The 16,160-nt window shown below is 69.7% G+C and carries 16 protein-coding genes and 1 pseudogene; 6 read left to right on the plus strand and 11 right to left on the minus strand.

Going from position 1 to position 16,160, the window contains the following annotated elements; all coding sequences use genetic code 11:
* Positions 1-30: 30 nt before the first annotated feature.
* The 7 genes from QT196_RS25905 to QT196_RS25935 form a co-directional block, all read right to left on the minus strand.
* Positions 31-1,491, minus strand: coding sequence for a catalase (locus QT196_RS25905; RefSeq protein WP_266733764.1), 1,461 nt, complete (start codon positions 1,489-1,491; stop codon positions 31-33).
* 181 nt (positions 1,492-1,672) lie between these two features.
* Positions 1,673-4,252: a SpoIIE family protein phosphatase gene (locus tag QT196_RS25910; protein ID WP_266733762.1), complete on the minus strand. Its 2,580-nt coding sequence runs from the start codon at positions 4,250-4,252 to the stop codon at positions 1,673-1,675.
* A gap of 89 nt (positions 4,253-4,341) precedes the next feature.
* On the minus strand, positions 4,342-5,025 hold the full coding sequence (locus tag QT196_RS25915) for a class I SAM-dependent methyltransferase (RefSeq protein WP_168481199.1): 684 nt from the start codon (positions 5,023-5,025) through the stop codon (positions 4,342-4,344).
* Between the two features lie 211 nt (positions 5,026-5,236).
* Complete coding sequence (locus tag QT196_RS25920) at positions 5,237-5,968, minus strand: DUF402 domain-containing protein (RefSeq protein ID WP_248001307.1); 732 nt, start codon at positions 5,966-5,968, stop codon at positions 5,237-5,239.
* An 87-nt stretch (positions 5,969-6,055) separates the two neighbouring features.
* Positions 6,056-7,468, minus strand: a complete 1,413-nt coding sequence (locus QT196_RS25925; protein WP_290355797.1) for a class II fumarate hydratase — start codon at positions 7,466-7,468, stop codon at positions 6,056-6,058.
* Positions 7,469-7,519: 51 nt separating this feature from the next.
* Positions 7,520-7,735, minus strand: a complete 216-nt coding sequence (locus QT196_RS25930; RefSeq protein WP_266733757.1) for a DUF397 domain-containing protein — start codon at positions 7,733-7,735, stop codon at positions 7,520-7,522.
* A complete protein-coding gene (locus QT196_RS25935; protein WP_290355798.1) occupies positions 7,714-8,565 on the minus strand; it encodes a helix-turn-helix transcriptional regulator in 852 nt (283 codons plus the stop codon). The genes QT196_RS25930 and QT196_RS25935 overlap by 22 nt, the downstream gene beginning before the upstream one ends.
* A gap of 161 nt (positions 8,566-8,726) precedes the next feature.
* Between QT196_RS25935 and QT196_RS25940 the strand changes: the two genes are divergently transcribed.
* The 3 genes and pseudogenes from QT196_RS25940 to QT196_RS25950 all read left to right on the plus strand — a co-directional run.
* Complete coding sequence (locus tag QT196_RS25940) at positions 8,727-9,005, plus strand: hypothetical protein (protein WP_266733753.1); 279 nt, start codon at positions 8,727-8,729, stop codon at positions 9,003-9,005.
* Positions 9,002-9,199 (plus strand): hypothetical protein, encoded by a 198-nt coding sequence (locus QT196_RS25945; RefSeq protein WP_266734507.1) that lies wholly within the window; start codon positions 9,002-9,004, stop codon positions 9,197-9,199. Before QT196_RS25940 ends, QT196_RS25945 begins: the two co-directional genes overlap by 4 nt.
* Positions 9,200-9,220: 21 nt before the next feature.
* Positions 9,221-9,322, plus strand: a pseudogene (locus tag QT196_RS25950) (SCO3870 family protein); the annotation flags it as partial.
* A 1,046-nt stretch (positions 9,323-10,368) separates the two neighbouring features.
* Here the strand turns inward: QT196_RS25950 and QT196_RS25955 are convergent.
* Genes QT196_RS25955 through QT196_RS25965 form a run of 3 tightly spaced genes read right to left on the minus strand, consistent with a single transcriptional unit; the run spans position 10,369 to position 11,910 of the window.
* A complete protein-coding gene (locus QT196_RS25955; RefSeq protein WP_266733751.1) occupies positions 10,369-11,205 on the minus strand; it encodes a helix-turn-helix transcriptional regulator in 837 nt (278 codons plus the stop codon).
* A complete protein-coding gene (locus tag QT196_RS25960; protein ID WP_266733749.1) occupies positions 11,202-11,717 on the minus strand; it encodes a DUF6879 family protein in 516 nt (171 codons plus the stop codon). The genes QT196_RS25955 and QT196_RS25960 overlap by 4 nt, the downstream gene beginning before the upstream one ends.
* The gene (locus QT196_RS25965; RefSeq protein ID WP_266733747.1) at positions 11,701-11,910 is read right to left on the minus strand and encodes a hypothetical protein; all 210 of its coding nucleotides are present in this window, start codon (positions 11,908-11,910) and stop codon (positions 11,701-11,703) included. Before QT196_RS25965 ends, QT196_RS25960 begins: the two co-directional genes overlap by 17 nt.
* Before the next feature lie 308 nt (positions 11,911-12,218).
* Between QT196_RS25965 and QT196_RS25970 the strand changes: the two genes are divergently transcribed.
* From QT196_RS25970 to QT196_RS25980, 3 genes are read left to right on the plus strand one after another with little or no spacing between them, the layout of a single operon-like run.
* A complete protein-coding gene (locus QT196_RS25970; RefSeq protein WP_266733745.1) occupies positions 12,219-12,965 on the plus strand; it encodes a hypothetical protein in 747 nt (248 codons plus the stop codon).
* A complete protein-coding gene (locus tag QT196_RS25975; protein ID WP_266733743.1) occupies positions 12,962-13,669 on the plus strand; it encodes a DUF4166 domain-containing protein in 708 nt (235 codons plus the stop codon). The genes QT196_RS25970 and QT196_RS25975 overlap by 4 nt, the downstream gene beginning before the upstream one ends.
* Positions 13,666-14,328, plus strand: a complete 663-nt coding sequence (locus QT196_RS25980) for a TetR/AcrR family transcriptional regulator (protein WP_266733741.1) — start codon at positions 13,666-13,668, stop codon at positions 14,326-14,328. The genes QT196_RS25975 and QT196_RS25980 overlap by 4 nt, the downstream gene beginning before the upstream one ends.
* 70 nt (positions 14,329-14,398) lie before the next feature.
* On the opposite strand, the gene QT196_RS25985 is transcribed toward QT196_RS25980, so the two are convergent.
* The gene (locus tag QT196_RS25985) at positions 14,399-16,072 is read right to left on the minus strand and encodes a fumarate hydratase (protein ID WP_168481204.1); all 1,674 of its coding nucleotides are present in this window, start codon (positions 16,070-16,072) and stop codon (positions 14,399-14,401) included.
* Positions 16,073-16,160 lie beyond the last annotated feature (88 nt).

The raw sequence follows: 16,160 nt of genomic DNA on the forward strand, positions 1-16,160 counted from the left end.
CCGCGGTCTTTTGCGCGGGGAGGCGCCGCCTCAGCCCCCGTTCACCTTGTGAGCGATCCGGTCGCCCACGTTCTTGTCGATGTTGCGCCAGTACTGGACCGCGCGGTCCAGCACCGGACGGCTGACGCCGTTGCGGAGATGACCGGAGACATTGCTGACCAGCCGGTCGCGGGCGGCGTCGTCGAGGACCTGGCGGACCATCGTGCCCGGCTGGCCGAAGTCGTCGTCGTCCCGGCGCAGCGTGTACGCCTCGCGGACCATCTCACCGCCGGTCTCCCAGCCCGCGGGCTCCCCGTAGCGCCGGGTGTCCGCCGTCGGGCCGCCGTAGCTGTTGGGGGCGTACGGCCGGGCCGCGCGGGACGGCTCGTACCGCATCGGGCCGTCCTTCGCGTACGAGTGGACGGGCACCCGCGGCCGGTTGGGCGGCAGCTGGGCGTAGTTCGGGCCGATGCGGTACCGGTGGGTGTCCGCGTAGGAGAACAGCCGGCCCAGCAGCATCTTGTCCGGCGAGGGGCCGACCCCGGGCACCATGTTGGACGGCTCGAACGCGGCCTGCTCGATGTGGACGAAGTAGTCCTCGGGGTTCTTGTTGAGCGTCATCCGCCCGACCTCGATCAGCGGGTAGTCGCCGTGCGGCCACACCTTGGTCAGATCGAACGGGTTGAACCGGTAGTCCGGGGCATCCGCGAACGGCATGACCTGCACATACAGCGTCCACGACGGGACGTTCCCGCCGTCGATGGCCTCGAAGAGGTCGCGCCGGTGGTAGTCGCCGTCCTCACCGGCGATCCGGTCCGCGTCCTCCTGGGTGAGGAAGTCGATGCCCTGGTCGGTCTTGAAGTGGTACTTGATCCAGAACCGCTCGCCGCCGCCGTTGACCCACATATAGGTGTGCGAGCCGTAGCCGTTCATATGGCGGTAGCTCTTGGGGATACCGCGGTCGCCCATCAGCCAGGTCACCTGGTGCGCCGACTCCGGCGAGAGCGTCCAGAAGTCCCACTGCATGTCGTTGTCGCGCATCCCGTTGTCCGGGCGGCGCTTCTGCGAGCGGATGAAGTCCTGGAACTTGATCGTGTCGCGGACGAAGAAGACCGGGGTGTTGTTCCCGACCAGGTCGTAGTTGCCGTCCTGGGTGTAGAACTTCAGCGCGAAACCGCGGGGGTCGCGCCAGGTGTCGGGGGACCCCTGCTCCCCCGCGACGGTCGAGAAGCGGGCCAGCATCTCGGTGGTCTTGCCCGGCTGGAAGAGATCCGCCTTCGTGAACTGGCTGACGTCGTTGGTGACCTGGAAGAAGCCGTACGCACCGGCGCCCTTGGCGTGCACCACCCGCTCGGGGACCCGTTCGCGGTTGAACTGGGCCATCTTCTCGATGAGGTAGTGATCCTGGAGCAGGATGGGGCCGTCGGGACTCACGGTCAGTGAGTGCTCGTCGCTCTCCACCGGGATGCCGGCGTTGTTCGTGGTGCGCGGGTCGTGGTGCGTGCTGGTCATGGAGGAACGCCTCCTGTCTCGACAGCGGGGAGCCGGGGCGGCACGGCCCGAATTGGGGCAGTTGGTCCCTTACGTCCACCAAGCAGTCAACTCTCCCGACGGCCTGTCGGCAAGAGTTGGACCCCGTCCGGTCTCAGACGGGGTCCAATATGTGGGACGGGTGCCGGGCACCCGGCAGACCTCAGCGGCGCGGCGTCCCCGGCGGCATCGACAGCTCGAACCAGACGACCTTGCCCATGCTCAGACGGGTCGCGCCCCAGCGCCGCGCCATCCGGTTCACGAGGTAGAGACCCCGCCCGCCCTCGTCCGACGGCCGGGCCTGCCGCAGCCGCGGCAGCTGCGGAACATCGTCACCGACCTCGCAGCGCAGCACGTCCGTGCGCAGCAACCGCAGCGTGATCGGCCGCTCCGCATACCGCACCGCGTTCGTCACCACCTCGCTGACCAGCAGCTCCAACTGGTCGGTCAGCTCCTCCAGGCCCCAGCGCGCCAGCGCCCGCCGGGCCAGCCGCCGGGCCTGACCGGCCGTCTGCGCCTTCGGATCCAGATACCAGTACGCGACATCGCTGGGCGCGATCCCGTCGAACCGGGCCGCCAGCAGCGCGATGTCGTCATCGCGGTCGCCGGGGCCCAGCATGTCCAGCACCTCGTCGCACATCGGCTCCAGCGGCGGCGGATTGGGACCCGTCAGCCGGGCCGTCTCGGCCAGCCGCTCCCGCAGCTGCTCGATCCCGGTCCACACGTCCCGGATCCGCGACTCGACCAGACCGTCCGTGTACAGCACCAGCGTGGCGCCCGCCGGGGCGTCCAGCTCCACCGCCTCGAAGTCCACCCCGCCGACGCCGATCGGCGCACCCGACGGCACCCGCAGCACCTCGGCGCGCCCGCCGCGGTGCAGCATCACCGGCGGCGGATGGCCCGCGTTGGCGATGGTGATCCGGTGCGCGACCGGGTCGTAGACCGCGTACATGCAGGTCGCCATCCGGTCTGTGCCCAGCCGCTGGGCCTGCTCGTCGAGATGGTGCAGCACCTCCTGCGGCGGCAGATCCAGCCCGGCCAGCGTCTGGGCCGTGGTCCGCAACTGGCCCATGATCGCGGCCGAGGTCATCGAGTGCCCCATGACATCGCCGACGACCAGCGCCACCCGGCTGCCCGGCAGCGGGATCGCGTCGTACCAGTCGCCGCCCACCCGGGCCGTCTCGGCGGCCGGCAGATAGCGGCTGGCCAGCCGGACGCCGGTCGGCTGCGGCAGCGAGTCCGGCAGCATCGTGCGCTGGAGCGCATCGGCGATATACGCCTCGCGGCCGTAGAGCACCGCCTTGTCCACACCCAGCGCGGTGTGCGTCGCCAGCTGCGCCGCCACCAGCAGATCGTCCGGCTCGAACGCCGGGCGGTCCGGGCGGCGCAGGAACACCGCCGCACCGATCACCCGGCGGCGGCCGCGCAGCGGCGCCAGGATCACCCGGTGGCCACTGGGCAGCCGCGGATCCGGCCCCAGCAGCTCGGGCAGCGCCGTCCGCGCCGCCTGCGCCTCACCGAACAGCGGCCGTACGCCCCGCAGCACCTCGGCCAGCGGACCGCCGGGCTCCACCTCGGCCAGCTCCGCCGCGCTGCCGCCCATCGCCGGGCCCAGATCGGGCTGCGCGGGCAGCATCGGCAGCCGGCCGCCGTTGGTGTCCGGCTCCTCCGGAATCCGGTCGGTACGGCGCAGCCGCAGCACCACCGGACCGGTCGGCCGCTCATCGCCCACCGGCAGCGGATCCCGCAGATAGACCAGGATCGCGTCGGCGAACGTCGGCACCGTCGCCCGGCACAGCCCGAGCACGATCTCGTCGAGGTCGATCCCGCGGGCGATCCGCCGCGTCGCCGCCCCGATGAAGCGCAGCCGGTCGCCGCCCGCCTGCCGGGCCGCGGCCACCTCGCCGCTCTCGCCCGGATGTGCCGAGCGGGCCGGGGGAGTGGGCAGCGGGCCGGCCGGTGCCGGCACCTGCTCCCCGGCGGCCTCCCCGGCCGCCGGCCGCGACACCTCACCGTGCGGGGCACCCGAGGCCGCCGACCGTCCGCCGTGCGGCGCCTGCTCCGGCACCGACCCGCCCGGCTCACCGCCGCGCGGCCGCGACCGCCCGGCGCCGGACGGACCGCCGCCCTCCCGCGGCCGCCCCACGCCGTCACCGCCGTGCTGCGGGAGCTGCCCGTGGCGCGGCTCCTCACCGGGCTCGGGCGCCTCGGCGCGGCCCACCGCGCCCTGCGCCACCCGCCGTCCGGCACGGGCCGTCTCCCGGTCCGCCCCCTCCGGCCGTCCGCTCGCAGGCATGGACACCTCCCCGTACGAGTCGCCGTACGCCTCCCCATACGGGACCGAGGCGTCGCGTGCGGCGGAATGGCCGCCGCGGTGCGCGGCGGAGTGCTCGGTGGCACGCCCGCCGGAATGCCCGGCGGCGGCGCTGTCCGCGTCCGCCGACGGGTCCCGCCGCGCCGCGCCGTGGTCCGCGGCCGGCTCGCCGTCGTCACGGCCGGCCGGCGAGCCCGCCGAGGCCGTGATGGTGACACCGGCGAAACCTATGTCGTCACCGCCGCGCACCGCGAAGCCGGTGCCGGGCACCGGCACACAGCCGGCCGTGCCGGGCTGCTGGAGGGCGCTGCGCGGGTCGGGGACCGCGCCGAGCGGCGCCGTCCCGGCCGGCCCCCGGGCAGGGGACAGCGAGGACGCGGCGGTCGGTGCCGACTGCCGCGATTCGTGGGAGGTGGGGTGCTCCGTCACGCGTGGGATTCCATCCGTCCGGGGCTGCGCGCCCGACGCGCCGCGTTCCGAGCGCGCCGTCCGTGCGGCCGCGCCCGACGCGCTGCGTCTCAAGCGCGTCGCAGGTGCAGAAAGAGCTGGATCTCGGGTGGTACGTCCGTACTTGACGGGGCGTATGCGTAGGCATCTTCCCCGACGACGTCGAAACCCGCGTCGTGCACGACCCGGCGCAGGTCGTCCCGCAGGTAACCCGATACCCGGATCGAGTTGCCCAGGAACGGAATCGTGAAGTCGTCCACATCCGCCTCGACCATCGACAGGGCGAGCAGCCCCTCAGGACGTAGCAGATCATGGAGCATGCCCAATGCGTAAGGGATTTCGGCACGGGGCAGCATCAGAAGGGAGAAAAAAGCGGCAATACCGTCGAAGGAGCCGGGGCCGCCGAGCCGGCCGCCGCGCAGATCGGCGATGTCCAGCCGGTGGAAGTCGGCAGCGGGGACGTGCTGCCGGGCCAGTTTGATCATCGAGGGGGAGAGATCGATACCCACCACACGATGCCCGGCGTCCGCGAGCTGATGGGCGCTCGGCAGTCCCGTACCGCATCCGAGGTCCAGGACGCGCGAGCCGGCCGGCAGGTTGTCGGCCAGCCAGGCGCCCGAAGCGAGTTGGCCCTCCTTGTGTGGAAAGGCGTCGTCATAGCGGTCACCGATCGCGTCGAACGCCTCTGCCTGGCCGGCCCGGTCCAGTGCTAACCGGTTCAGCCCCTCATATCCGTCGTAGCTAGTCGCGCTCACGACCTCGCCCCTCCTGCGACCGCGGTCAAGTTCATTTTCCAGTTCTGGAGTTGCGCCTGTGCAGTCTTGCGGAGGACGATCCTACGTTTGAAGGCCGGGGGCGCAGCAAGGGGGCTCGGCCCCGCCTCCCGCCCCGCGGGAAACAGCTTTGCCCATAGGCGCACCTTTCCACGGTTCGCCCTCTTCACTCCCGTCGTTTCCCTTCACTCCCTCACGACCGCAAACGCTCCGGTGCGCGGTCCCAGTCCGCCGGGAGCCGGGGAACGCCCCAGGCCGGGTCGGGCCGCCAGTCCTCCCAGCCGTCGGCGTACGGTGCGCGCCAGGCCGAGATCTGTGCGATCGCGGCCCGCCCCGCCGACCGGACCCCGGCGGCCTGAGCGGCCGTCATCAGCCCGTCCCGCTGCGCCTGGGCGAACTCGTCCTCGTCCCGCCACTCCCAATGCCGGTCCGGAAAGACACAGATGTCGAGAAAGTGGTCCTCGGAGTCAATGCCACCCGCCCAACGGCGGCGCGGCTCCTCCAGATTGACGTACCAGTTCTTGAACTGCCAGCCGCGCTCCCAGAACAGCCACACCGACCACGGGTCGCCGGGCCGGGCCAGCTTCAGCACCCCGGTGCCGAACCAGTGGTCCCGGGCGGTGCGGCGCGGTTTGGTGTAGCGGGTGGACAGCGGCTCGCGGTGCACCGGTGTGCCGTCGGCGAGCACCGGCTTGATGCAGGCGGTGCCGGGCGCCAGCCACACCGCCAGCAGCTCATCGGTGTCCTGGACGACGGTCACCGGCCGGGAGATGTGGAACCGCCCGGCGTCGGCGTTGTCGCGATATCGCCACAGGACCTGGTCCCCCGGCGCCCAGCGCGCCCCGTCCGCCGCCCGCTTCGCCCCGGCCGCCCTGCGACCGCCGGCCGCCTCGCCTTCCGTCGTGTCCACCATGTCCGCTGTCATGCGCAGATCTTAGAGGCGCGGCCCGCAGCGCGCCGTGACGTGAGCCGCACCGGGCGTAACGAACGCGCTATCCTGCGCCGCGCCGCTTTACGGTTGCGTCATCCGCAGCACATCCAGCGCCTCGTCCAGCTGCTCCTCGGTCAGCAGCCCCCGCTCGACATAGCCGCCGTCCAGGACCACTTCACGAATGGTCTTCCGTTCGGCGAGCGACTTCTTGGCGACCTTCGCCGCCTCCTCGTAGCCGAGGTACTTGTTGAGCGGGGTGACGACCGAGGGCGACGACTCGGCGTACTCCCGGGCCCGCTCCACGTTCGCGGTGATCCCGTCGACCGTACGGTCCGCCAGCAGCCGCGAGACATTGGCGAGCAGCCGCACCGACTCCAGCACATTCTTCGCGATCACCGGCAGCATCACATTCAGCTCGAAGTTGCCGGCCGCCCCGGCCGCCGCCACCGTCGCGTCATTGCCGGTGACCTGCGCCGCCACCATCAGCACCGCCTCCGGGATCACCGGGTTGACCTTCCCCGGCATGATCGACGAACCCGGCTGGAGATCAGGCAGCGCGATCTCGGCGAGCCCGGTCCGCGGCCCCGAGGCCATCCACCGAAGATCGTTGGCGATCTTCGTCAGCCCGACCCCGATCGTCCGCAGCTGCCCGCTGGTCTCGACGATCGCGTCCCGCGCCCCCTGCGCCTCGAAGTGGTTGCGCGCCTCGGTCAGCGGCAGCCCGGTCACCCGCGCCACCTCGGCGATCACCGCGGCCGAGAACCCGGGCGGAGTGTTGATCCCGGTCCCCACCGCCGTACCGCCCAGCGGGAGTTCCGCCAGCCGCGGCATGGAGGCCCGCAGCCGCTCGACGCCGTACCGCACCTGGGCGGCATAGCCGCCGAACTCCTGACCCAGCGTCACCGGCGTCGCATCCATCAGATGCGTCCGCCCCGACTTCACGACCTCCGCGAACTCCTCCGCCTTCCGCTCCAGCGCCTCCGCCAGATGCTCCAGCGCCGGAATCAGGTCGTTGAGGACCGCCGAGGTCGCCGCGATGTGGATCGACGACGGAAAGACATCATTGGACGACTGGCTCGCATTGACATGGTCGTTCGGATGCACCTCCCGGCCCAGCCGCTCACCCGCCAGCGTCGCGATGACCTCATTGGTGTTCATGTTCGACGACGTGCCGGACCCCGTCTGGAACACATCGATGGGGAAGTGCTCGTCCCACCGCCCCTCGGCGACCGCGGCGGCGGCCTCCTGGACGGCCTCCGCGATCTCCTTGTCCAGCACCCCCAGCTCGCCGTTGACCAGGGCGGCCGCCCCCTTGATCCGGGCCAGCGCCGCGATGTGCGCCCGCTCCAGCCGCTGCCCGGAAATCGGGAAGTTCTCCACCGCCCGCTGCGTCTGCGCCCGCCATTTGGCATGCGCCGGGACCCGCACCTCACCCATGGAGTCGTGCTCGGTCCGGAAGCCGTCGGAGTCGCCGAATGCGCTGTTGTCACTCATGTCTATGTCAGTGCCCGGGAAGGGCGATCTGTTCCCGGGCACCGGCAGATGTCACCTGGCTGCGGGGCACTCGCCCTTCAGGCTCCCTATGAATGCGCCCCATGCCTCATCGGGGATGAGGAGGGCGGGGCCGTGGGGGTTCTTGGAGTCACGGACGGGGACGAGGCCGGGGATGTGGTCGGCGACCTCGACGCATACGCCTCCCTCGTTGTTGCTGTAGCTGCTCTTGCGCCAGGCGACTGTGCTCAGGTCTGGGGCGGCTCGCATGGGGTCCAGTCCTCCATTGCCACTTGGATCATCGCCTCGGAGTCGCGGGGCGAGAGGGCCATGGCCCTGAGCAGATCGTAGTTCTCCCGGCGGGCTGCCACGTCGCTCTGGTTTTCGATGACGGTGCCGGAGTGGCTGCCTTCTTCATAAGCTGTCAGTGGCTGGCGAGGCAGCGTGTAGAGCATGAGCGAGCCACCGGCCTCGGCGTGCCCGCCTGCTGCGAACGGCAGTACCTGGAGGGTGAGATGCGGCCTCGCCCCCGCCTTGGTCAGGTACGCCAGCTGTTGGCGCATCACCTTTCGTTCGCCGACGGGGCGACGCAACACCGCTTCGTCGAGAATGAACCAGCAGCGGGGCGGCTTGGGCCTTTCCAGCAGAGCCTGCCGATCCATTCGGGCCTGTACCAAGCTCTCCACCTCGGCATCCGAGGCGTATGGGTTGCCGAAGCGCAATGACTCCTGGGCGAGCTCCCGGGTCTGGAGAAGGCCGGGGATGGTGGCGCTTGCGTATTCCTCGATGACCGTTGCCCGGCTCTCGATCTCGCTGATGACTCGGCGGTACTTGCCGGGGAAGGGCTCCTTCTTTGCGACGGCGTGCAATCGGGCGAAGAGCTCGCCGGTGCCGAAGCACACGTCCAGCTTCGTCGGCAGGTCGTCGTACGGCAGTGACTCGGCTGCCTCGATCCGGGCGAGTTGGGACTTGCTGTAATTCACCACCTCCGAAAGCCGTCTCAGTGACATGCCTGCCGTCTCCCGGTGGCGGCGCAGCTCCGCGCCGAAGAGGTCACGCGCGGAGCGATCCGGTGTGAGTTCTCGCGCTTCGAAGGTCATTGGCCTGTCCCTCCCTGTCCCGAACACGATCCGGGACAGCAACCCTCTGTCGATCGTAGCCAGCGCAGAGCAACCATGAGGGCGCAGAAGGTAATTACCCCGGCGGCCGCGCGAACGGCCCCGGGGCATGGCCAACGCTACGAAAGCACAGGAGCGTCAACATGGTTCAGCCTATTGCCCGTTGCCTCGCCTGGGTGCGGGCTTTACTGATCCCGCGGGCGGCGGGCCGGCACCGGACGGCCGCCCCCGCTCCGCTCGCCCGCCCGGTGACCATCCGTACGGTCCTCGTGCTGCCGTGGAGCCCGCCCCCGCTCCCCGGTACGGCGCCCCGCCGCCACCGCCCCGCCGAACGCCCGCTGGACGGCGACGCGTCCGCCCTCGTCCGCCCGTACTACGCCGCGTACGAGCGGCAGCCGCAGCCCGCCGAGGTGGTCTGGTGAGCCGCGACGGCACGCCACCGGGCCCGCCGCCCAGGCAGTCGCTGATGACCCTGCGGGTCTACGCCGCGACCCGCGACGGCATCGTGACGGAGGAGCGGGCGCCGGTCCATGTGGTGGCCGGTGACCGGCCCGATCCGTACGGGCTGAGTCAGGCGTGGCCGCCCTGCGCCTGTCCACGTCATCGTGACCGGTAGGGCACGACAGACGGTTACGAGCAGTACGTCGAGTCCGTGGCCACCGCCAGCGTCTTGATGTGGACCACTGTGTGCCTGACGGTCGTGACGTGGGTCCGCTTCCGCCGGACGAACTCACACTGAGTTCCACAAAAGCCGACGGGCGCCGGGGCATCAGCCCCGGCGCCCGTTGCGTGCGTTGACCGCGGCGCCCGTTACTTGCCGTCGCCGCCCTGCGGGGCGGGCTCTCGGGGGGCTTCCGGAGGCATCGGCCCTCCGTCGTGCTTGCCTTCGTCGCCCTGTGCGGCTACCGCCATGTCCCGGGGGTGCCGGAACGGGACTCCGCGCCATCCTTCGGCATCGGCCCTGCGCGTCTCGTACCTATCGACAGCCGCAACGCTCATCTACCAACCTCCTCTTTCGTGAAGGGCCGTGCCGCCTTACCGTCGATGGCATGGCCCGTGGACCGCAGAGGGATTCCTCCGCGATGGGGTCCCCCGCCCCGGCTGCTCGACTGTCCAGGTTTCCGCCGCCGGGGCGGGCGTAGCGCCGCCCCTACCGGGATTCCGAACGGGGCACGGGGGAGCCCCTGGTTCGACTACGTCCGGCAGGGACGGAGAGAGCAGGGCGGCCGGGAAACGTCACCATCTGATCGGTTCCCACGTGCCGCCCGAGCATTGAGGGCACGCCACTTTTCGCGTGAATTTGCAGGTATCGCAGCCAGCGAAGCCGCAACAGTCCGGGCACCACATGTGCTTCTGGCCCGTGCAGGTTCCGCAGTAAGTCGTCGGCTCGGGCGCGCGGGGTACCTTCGGTCCGGCTTTCGGACGGTGTTTTCGCTGTATTGGTTGACTGGCTTGCTTGCGGGGTGCCCTGGCGGTGGTCATGGGTGTTTCCGGTCAATCGCGCCTGCGGTGCGGGTGGTTACGCAGTTCGATATTGCAATCCGTGGCCCGCGAAAGGTCGCCCTTGGCCGCAGCCGCTGCGCGCTGCTTGGCCAGCGCCGCACAGACGCCGCAACCTTCGGCTGGAGTTGGAGAGGCGGGCGGAGACGACAGGTGCACGGGCGGTGTCATCGTCGTACTTGGGTCGCTCATCGCATTGCCTCTCCGGCTCGGTTGCTCGGTGACAAGCCATGATCTGCCGGGGCTTACTCATTTGTGCAGATCAGTCGTGTTGTGGACTAAAGATCATGAGCGGCAGATGGCCGCCCAATGGGCGAGCTTCTCCCTCGCTCGGTCTCCGAACAGTGCACATTCCTCGTAGGCCGCGAAAGCGTCCAGATAGCTTTTTACGTCACGGCTATCGCGTAGAACCAGGCTCCCGGTGATCGTCTCGACCGTGGCCAGTGAAGAGTCATAGACAGTGAAGGTATTCATGGGGGTGGTGGTATGCGTAGGAGAGCCGACGGGAATTACGCCCAGGTGCACGTTTGGCAAATGAGTGAGCGAGCCAAGTCGGTCGATCTGCTCGGCCAGGGCAAGTGGGGGGACCACGGGCCATCGAACAGCCTGCTCGGTCAGCAGGAATGTGAAGCGCTTCGACTGGTCATAGAGGATCGCCTGTCGCTCCAGTTTCCCGGCCACTGCCTTGCTGGTGTCCACGGGCGAGTTGGCCAAACTCGCTCTCGCGTATTCGGGGGTGGCCAGCAGTCCAGTCACCATGGAGAGCAGGAAGTAGCGCATGCTGGTGCTCGATGCTTCAAGTGCCTTCAGCTCTGCTTGCCGGGTGCCCAGGCCCTTACGGCGCAGTTCGCGGAGATTGCGCCATTCTGTATTGGCGATCCTGGCCAACCTGGCCACTTCTGCGACCACTTCCGGGGAAGCGTCCAGGGCTTTGAGAATCTGCTCGATATCGACAAGGGAAGGGCGCACCTTCGCGTTCTCGATGCGGCTCACCTTGGACTGGGAGATGTTGCAACGCGCAGCGAGCCGGTCTCCTGAGAGACCGGCCCCCGTGCGTAGTTCTTTCAGTTTGGCTGCCAGAACCTGAGTTGACCGGTTCAGCTGCTCTGGCTCGAACGTCACTCCTTCACGTACTCCAGGAAGGGAACAGACTCGGCTACCGCGATCCGCTGATACTCGATGAACGAGGTTGGGTCCCCCTCGTACACTTCGCGGCTGATCTGTGTGCCGTCCGGTTCGTAGTGCATGAGGACGACGGTGGACCGATCGAACATCCAGAAGTCCTGGACTTCGGGCAGCGGATTATCTCGGTTGGTCACGTCAAGAATTCGGATTTCCTCGCCGGCTCTTCCGTGTGGCCGGTAGTACCGAGAGAACTCGAATTCCAGATACTCGGAGAGAGGCCGCGTCACTACGTGTACGCGGCCCTGTCGCCTACCTTCCCGTCTCTGCCTTTCGAGGCGTTCGGTGTAATTACAGGAGAACGTCTGCGGATCGATGCGATTCCCTGCCCGGAATGCTTCGATCTCCTCGGCTTCCTGGGGAACGAGGTACTGCGGCAGGGTCTCCAGTCTCCATGCTTCCGCCTGGAAGTTGCGGAATTTGGCCCGCCACTCCTCACCATCCAAGAACACGGAATGCCTCCCGCAGAACGCTTTCCGGGATCTCTACAAGGCCTTCGCCCTGGGGTGGAGTGAAGCCGCTGAACACCTCGCCCTGAACTACGAACGATCCGCTCTCCGTCTTGTAGACGTTGGGGCAGTCGTCCGCACCGCACTCCCCGTTTCCGTTGCCGGTAACTCGGGTCAGCCCGGCACGCTCAGACATGCGAAACCCCCTGATTCATGGCCCCACTTGAGCCATTGAAGAAGACGGTACGAGGGTCACGCCAGCGCGTCCATGCACTCTCGCGACTATGCGCGTTGTCGCATAAACCGGGGCATGGACGGCCCGCGCCGCTGTGCCCGCGGCCCCTGGGAGGGGCCCGCGACACTCCACCCTGGCGAACCCCGGCCCGCACCCGATTCCCCGGCCGGAGCAACCTCCGGCCCGGACCACCGCCTTGAGCGACTGCTCAAAACGCTCTACGCTGCGTTTTGAGCAGTCGCTCAAACATCTGGGGCGGAGGTAGTCGCATGGGGTTGTACGTAGAGGCGCGTATCCGCGCCGGGATCGACGAGGTGTGGGACCGGAGCCAGCTGCCGGACCGGCATCAGCGCTGGGATCTGAGGTTCAGTGAGATCGACTATCTGCCGTGCGAGCCGGGGGAGCCGCAGCGCTTCCGTTACGCCACCCGCGTCCTGCCGTTGCTCACGGTCCACGGCACCGGCGTCTCGGCCGGTGAACGGAACCGGCCCGACGGCACCCGGACTTCCGCCCTCCGCTTCTCCTCCGCGCACCCGCTGTCGCTCATCGAGGAGGGCCGCGGGTACTGGCGGTACGTCCCGGACGGCGAGGAGCTGCGGTTCCTCACCGGATACGACTACCGGCCGCGCTGGGGGCGCTTCGGCAGGTTCGCCGACCGGCTCGTCTTCCGGCCGCTGATGGGCTGGGCCACCGCCTGGTCCTTCGACCGGCTGCGGCTGTGGTGCGAGCGCGGGATCACCCCCGAACGGTCGCTGCGCCACGCCCTCGCGGAGCTGTTCGTCCGTATCGCCGCCGTCGTCGCCACCGCGGCCCTGGCCCCTGTGGCCCCCGTCGCCCCGGTCGCCCTGCTCGCCGCGACCGTACCCGCCGTGGCGGCCGCCGCGCTGCTGCTGCCGCCCCTGCCCACCACCCCCGCGGCCCGCCGCTGTCTGCGCCGCCCGCCCGAGCGGGCCGCCGGACGTGGCGGGAGCGCCGCCGCCCCCACCGCCCTCCTCGCCACCCTGGAGCAGTCATGACCTCGATATTCCAGCGCGTCCTGGGCGCCGACTTCGACCGGCTCCACCCGCAGATCCAGCGGCGCTTCTCCGTCGGGCTGGACAACGGTGAGGCGTGCGTCGGGCGCGGCACGATGGACCGGATCTGGCACGGCCGCAGCTTCGTCCGGCCGTTCCTGGCCCTCGGCGGCAGCCGCAACATCCTCGTCCCGCAGACCGGCCAGGACATCCCCTTCGTCATCGAGAACGTCCCGTACCGGGACTCCTTCGGCCGCGAGACCGTCACCTTCGTCCGGACCTTCGCCTTCCCGCGCCGCTCGCACAGCCCGCACGGCCCGCGCCGTCCCCGCCGCTTCGACGCCACCATGGTCTACAGCCCCGAGCGCGGCTGCATCGTCGACTACCTGGGCACCCACCAGCACCTCGCCACCGACCTGCACTTCACCGTCGACGACACCGGCGCCCTGGTCATTCGCTCCGGTGAACACCGCTTCCGGGAGGGGCCGGTCGACGTCCGGGTGCCGGACCTGATCGGGGGCGACGCCGTGGTGCGCGAGTCGTACGACGAGGCGGCCGGGCGCTTCCGTATCCAGGTGCGGGTCGGCAACCGGCGGTTCGGGCCGCTCTTCGGCTACGAGGGGTCCTTCGACGCCGAGTTCGTGAACGTGGCCGAGCGCGGAGTGCGCGCCGGACTGCGGCCGGTGCGCGAGGAGGCGCGCACGTGAGCGCCGACACCCGTACGAAACTGCTCGAAGGAGCCCTGCGCACGGTCACCGAGCAGGGCATCGCCAAGACCTCGGCCCGCACCATCGCCGCCGCCGCGGGCGTCAACCAGGGCCTGGTCTTCTACCACTTCGGCAGCGTCGACGAACTCCTCGCCGCCGCCTGCCGCTACGGCGCGGAGCAGAACGTCGCGCGCTACCGCGAACGCCTCGCCCGGGTGGACAGCCTCGTCGAACTCCTGGAACTGGGACGGGACCTGCACACCGAGGAACGCGCCGGCGGTCAGGTAGCTGTCCTCGCCCAACTGTTGGCCGGGTCCCAGACCCAGCCCCGCCTCGCCGCCGCGACCGCCGCCGGGCTCACCCTGTGGATCGACGAGCTCGAACAGGTACTGGCACGCGTCCTCGCCGGCACCCCCATCGCCGCCTTCGTCGATGTCCCCGGCCTCTCCCGGGCCCTCGCCGCGTCCTTCGTCGGCCTGGAACTCTACGAGGGCGTCGACCAGGAGGGCGCCATGGCGGCCCTGGACGCACTGGAACAACTCTCCGGCCTCCTCGGCGTCCTGGAGGATCTGGGCCCGGTCGCCCAGCGGGCCGTACGCGCCCGGCTGCGGCGGAGTGCGGGGCGGCGGGCGCAGGGCGGTCCGCGCGCCGGGGCATGAGCGCAGCAACAACAGAGCCCCTGACAAGCGTCAGGGGCTCTGCGGAATCCTCCGTTACGGGGCCGAGGCGTCAGCTCCCCGAGCGCACCGGAATGCTCGTGAACGTAGGCGCCGGGGCCGGGTCCTGGAAGAAGTCGTTGCCCTTGTCGTCGACGACGATGAAGGCGGGGAAGTCCTCGACCTCGATCTTCCAGACGGCTTCCATGCCGAGCTCCTCGTATTCGAGGACCTCGACCTTCTTGATGCAGTCCTGGGCGAGGCGGGCCGCGGGGCCGCCGATGGAGCCGAGGTAGAAGCCGCCGTGGGTGCCGCAGGCGTCGGTGACCTGCTGGGAGCGGTTGCCCTTGGCGAGCATGATCTTGGAGCCGCCGGCCGCCTGGAACTGTTCGACGTAGGCGTCCATCCGGCCCGCGGTGGTCGGGCCGAAGGAGCCGGAGGCGTAGCCCTCGGGGGTCTTGGCCGGGCCCGCGTAGTAGACGGGGTGGTTCTTCAGGTACTCCGGCATCTCCTCGCCGGCGTCCAGCCGCTCCTTGATCTTCGCGTGCGCGATGTCGCGGGCGACGACCAGGGTGCCGGTGAGGGAGAGCCGGGTCTTGACGGGGTGCTTGGTCAGCTCGGCCAGGACCTCGTCCATGGGGCGGTTGAGGTCGATGGCGACCGCGTCGAGGTCCGGGCCGGCGCCCTCGGTCAGCTCCTCGTCCGTGGTCTCCGGGAGGAAGCGGGCCGGGTCGGTCTCCAGCTGCTCCAGGAAGACGCCCTCGGCGGTGATCTTCGCGACGGCCTGGCGGTCGGCGGAGCAGGAGACGGCGATGGCGACCGGGCAGGACGCGCCGTGGCGGGGCAGGCGGACGACGCGGACGTCGTGGCAGAAGTACTTTCCGCCGAACTGGGCGCCGATGCCGATCTTCTGCGTCAGCTCGAAGACCTTCTCCTCCAGCTCCTTGTCACGGAAGCCGTGGCCCGTGGGGGAGCCCTCGGCGGGCAGCTCGTCCAGGTAGTGCGCGGAGGCGTACTTGGCGGTCTTCATCGCGTACTCGGCAGAGGTGCCGCCGACGACGATCGCGAGGTGGTACGGCGGGCAGGCGGCCGTGCCGAGCGAGCGGATCTTCTGCTCCAGGAACTTCATCATGGAGCCCTCGTTGAGGACCGCCTTGGTCTCCTGGAAGAGGAAGGACTTGTTGGCGCTGCCGCCGCCCTTGGCCATGAAGAGGAACTTGTAGGCGCCGCCGTCGGTCGCGTACAGCTCGATCTGGGCCGGGAGGTTGGAGCCGGTGTTCCTCTCGTCCCACATCGTCAGCGGAGCCATCTGCGAGTAGCGCAGGTTCAGCTGGGTGTAGGCGTCGTAGATGCCGCGGGAGAGGGCCTCCTCGTCGCCGCCCTCGGTCAGCACGTTCTGCCCGCGCTTGCCCATGACGATCGCGGTGCCGGTGTCCTGGCACATGGGGAGGACGCCCGCGGCGGCGATGTTGGCGTTCTTCAGCAGGTCGAGCGCGACGAAGCGGTCGTTGGCGCTGGCCTCGGGGTCGTCCAGGATCTTGCGGAGCTGGGCGAGGTGCTCCGGGCGCAGATAGTGCGAAATGTCGTGCATCGCCTCGGCGGCCAGCTTGCGCAGCGCCTCCGGCTCGACCTTGAGGAACGTCCGGCCATCGGCCTCGAAGGTGCTCACGCCCTCCGAAGTGACGAGGCGGTACGGGGTGTTGTCCTCACCTACGGGGAGCAGGTCGGTGTAGGCGAATTCCGGCATCGAAGGTCATTCCTTACTCGGAGAGGTCCGGCTGGCATCTACGGCAGCGCCTCCACAGCGTAGAACCCTGGCGCGCGGACGCCGCTGT

The sequence above is a fragment of the Streptomyces sp. P9-2B-2 genome, from assembly GCF_030406865.1.
GTDB classification, from domain to species: Bacteria; Actinomycetota; Actinomycetes; order Streptomycetales; family Streptomycetaceae; genus Streptomyces; species Streptomyces platensis.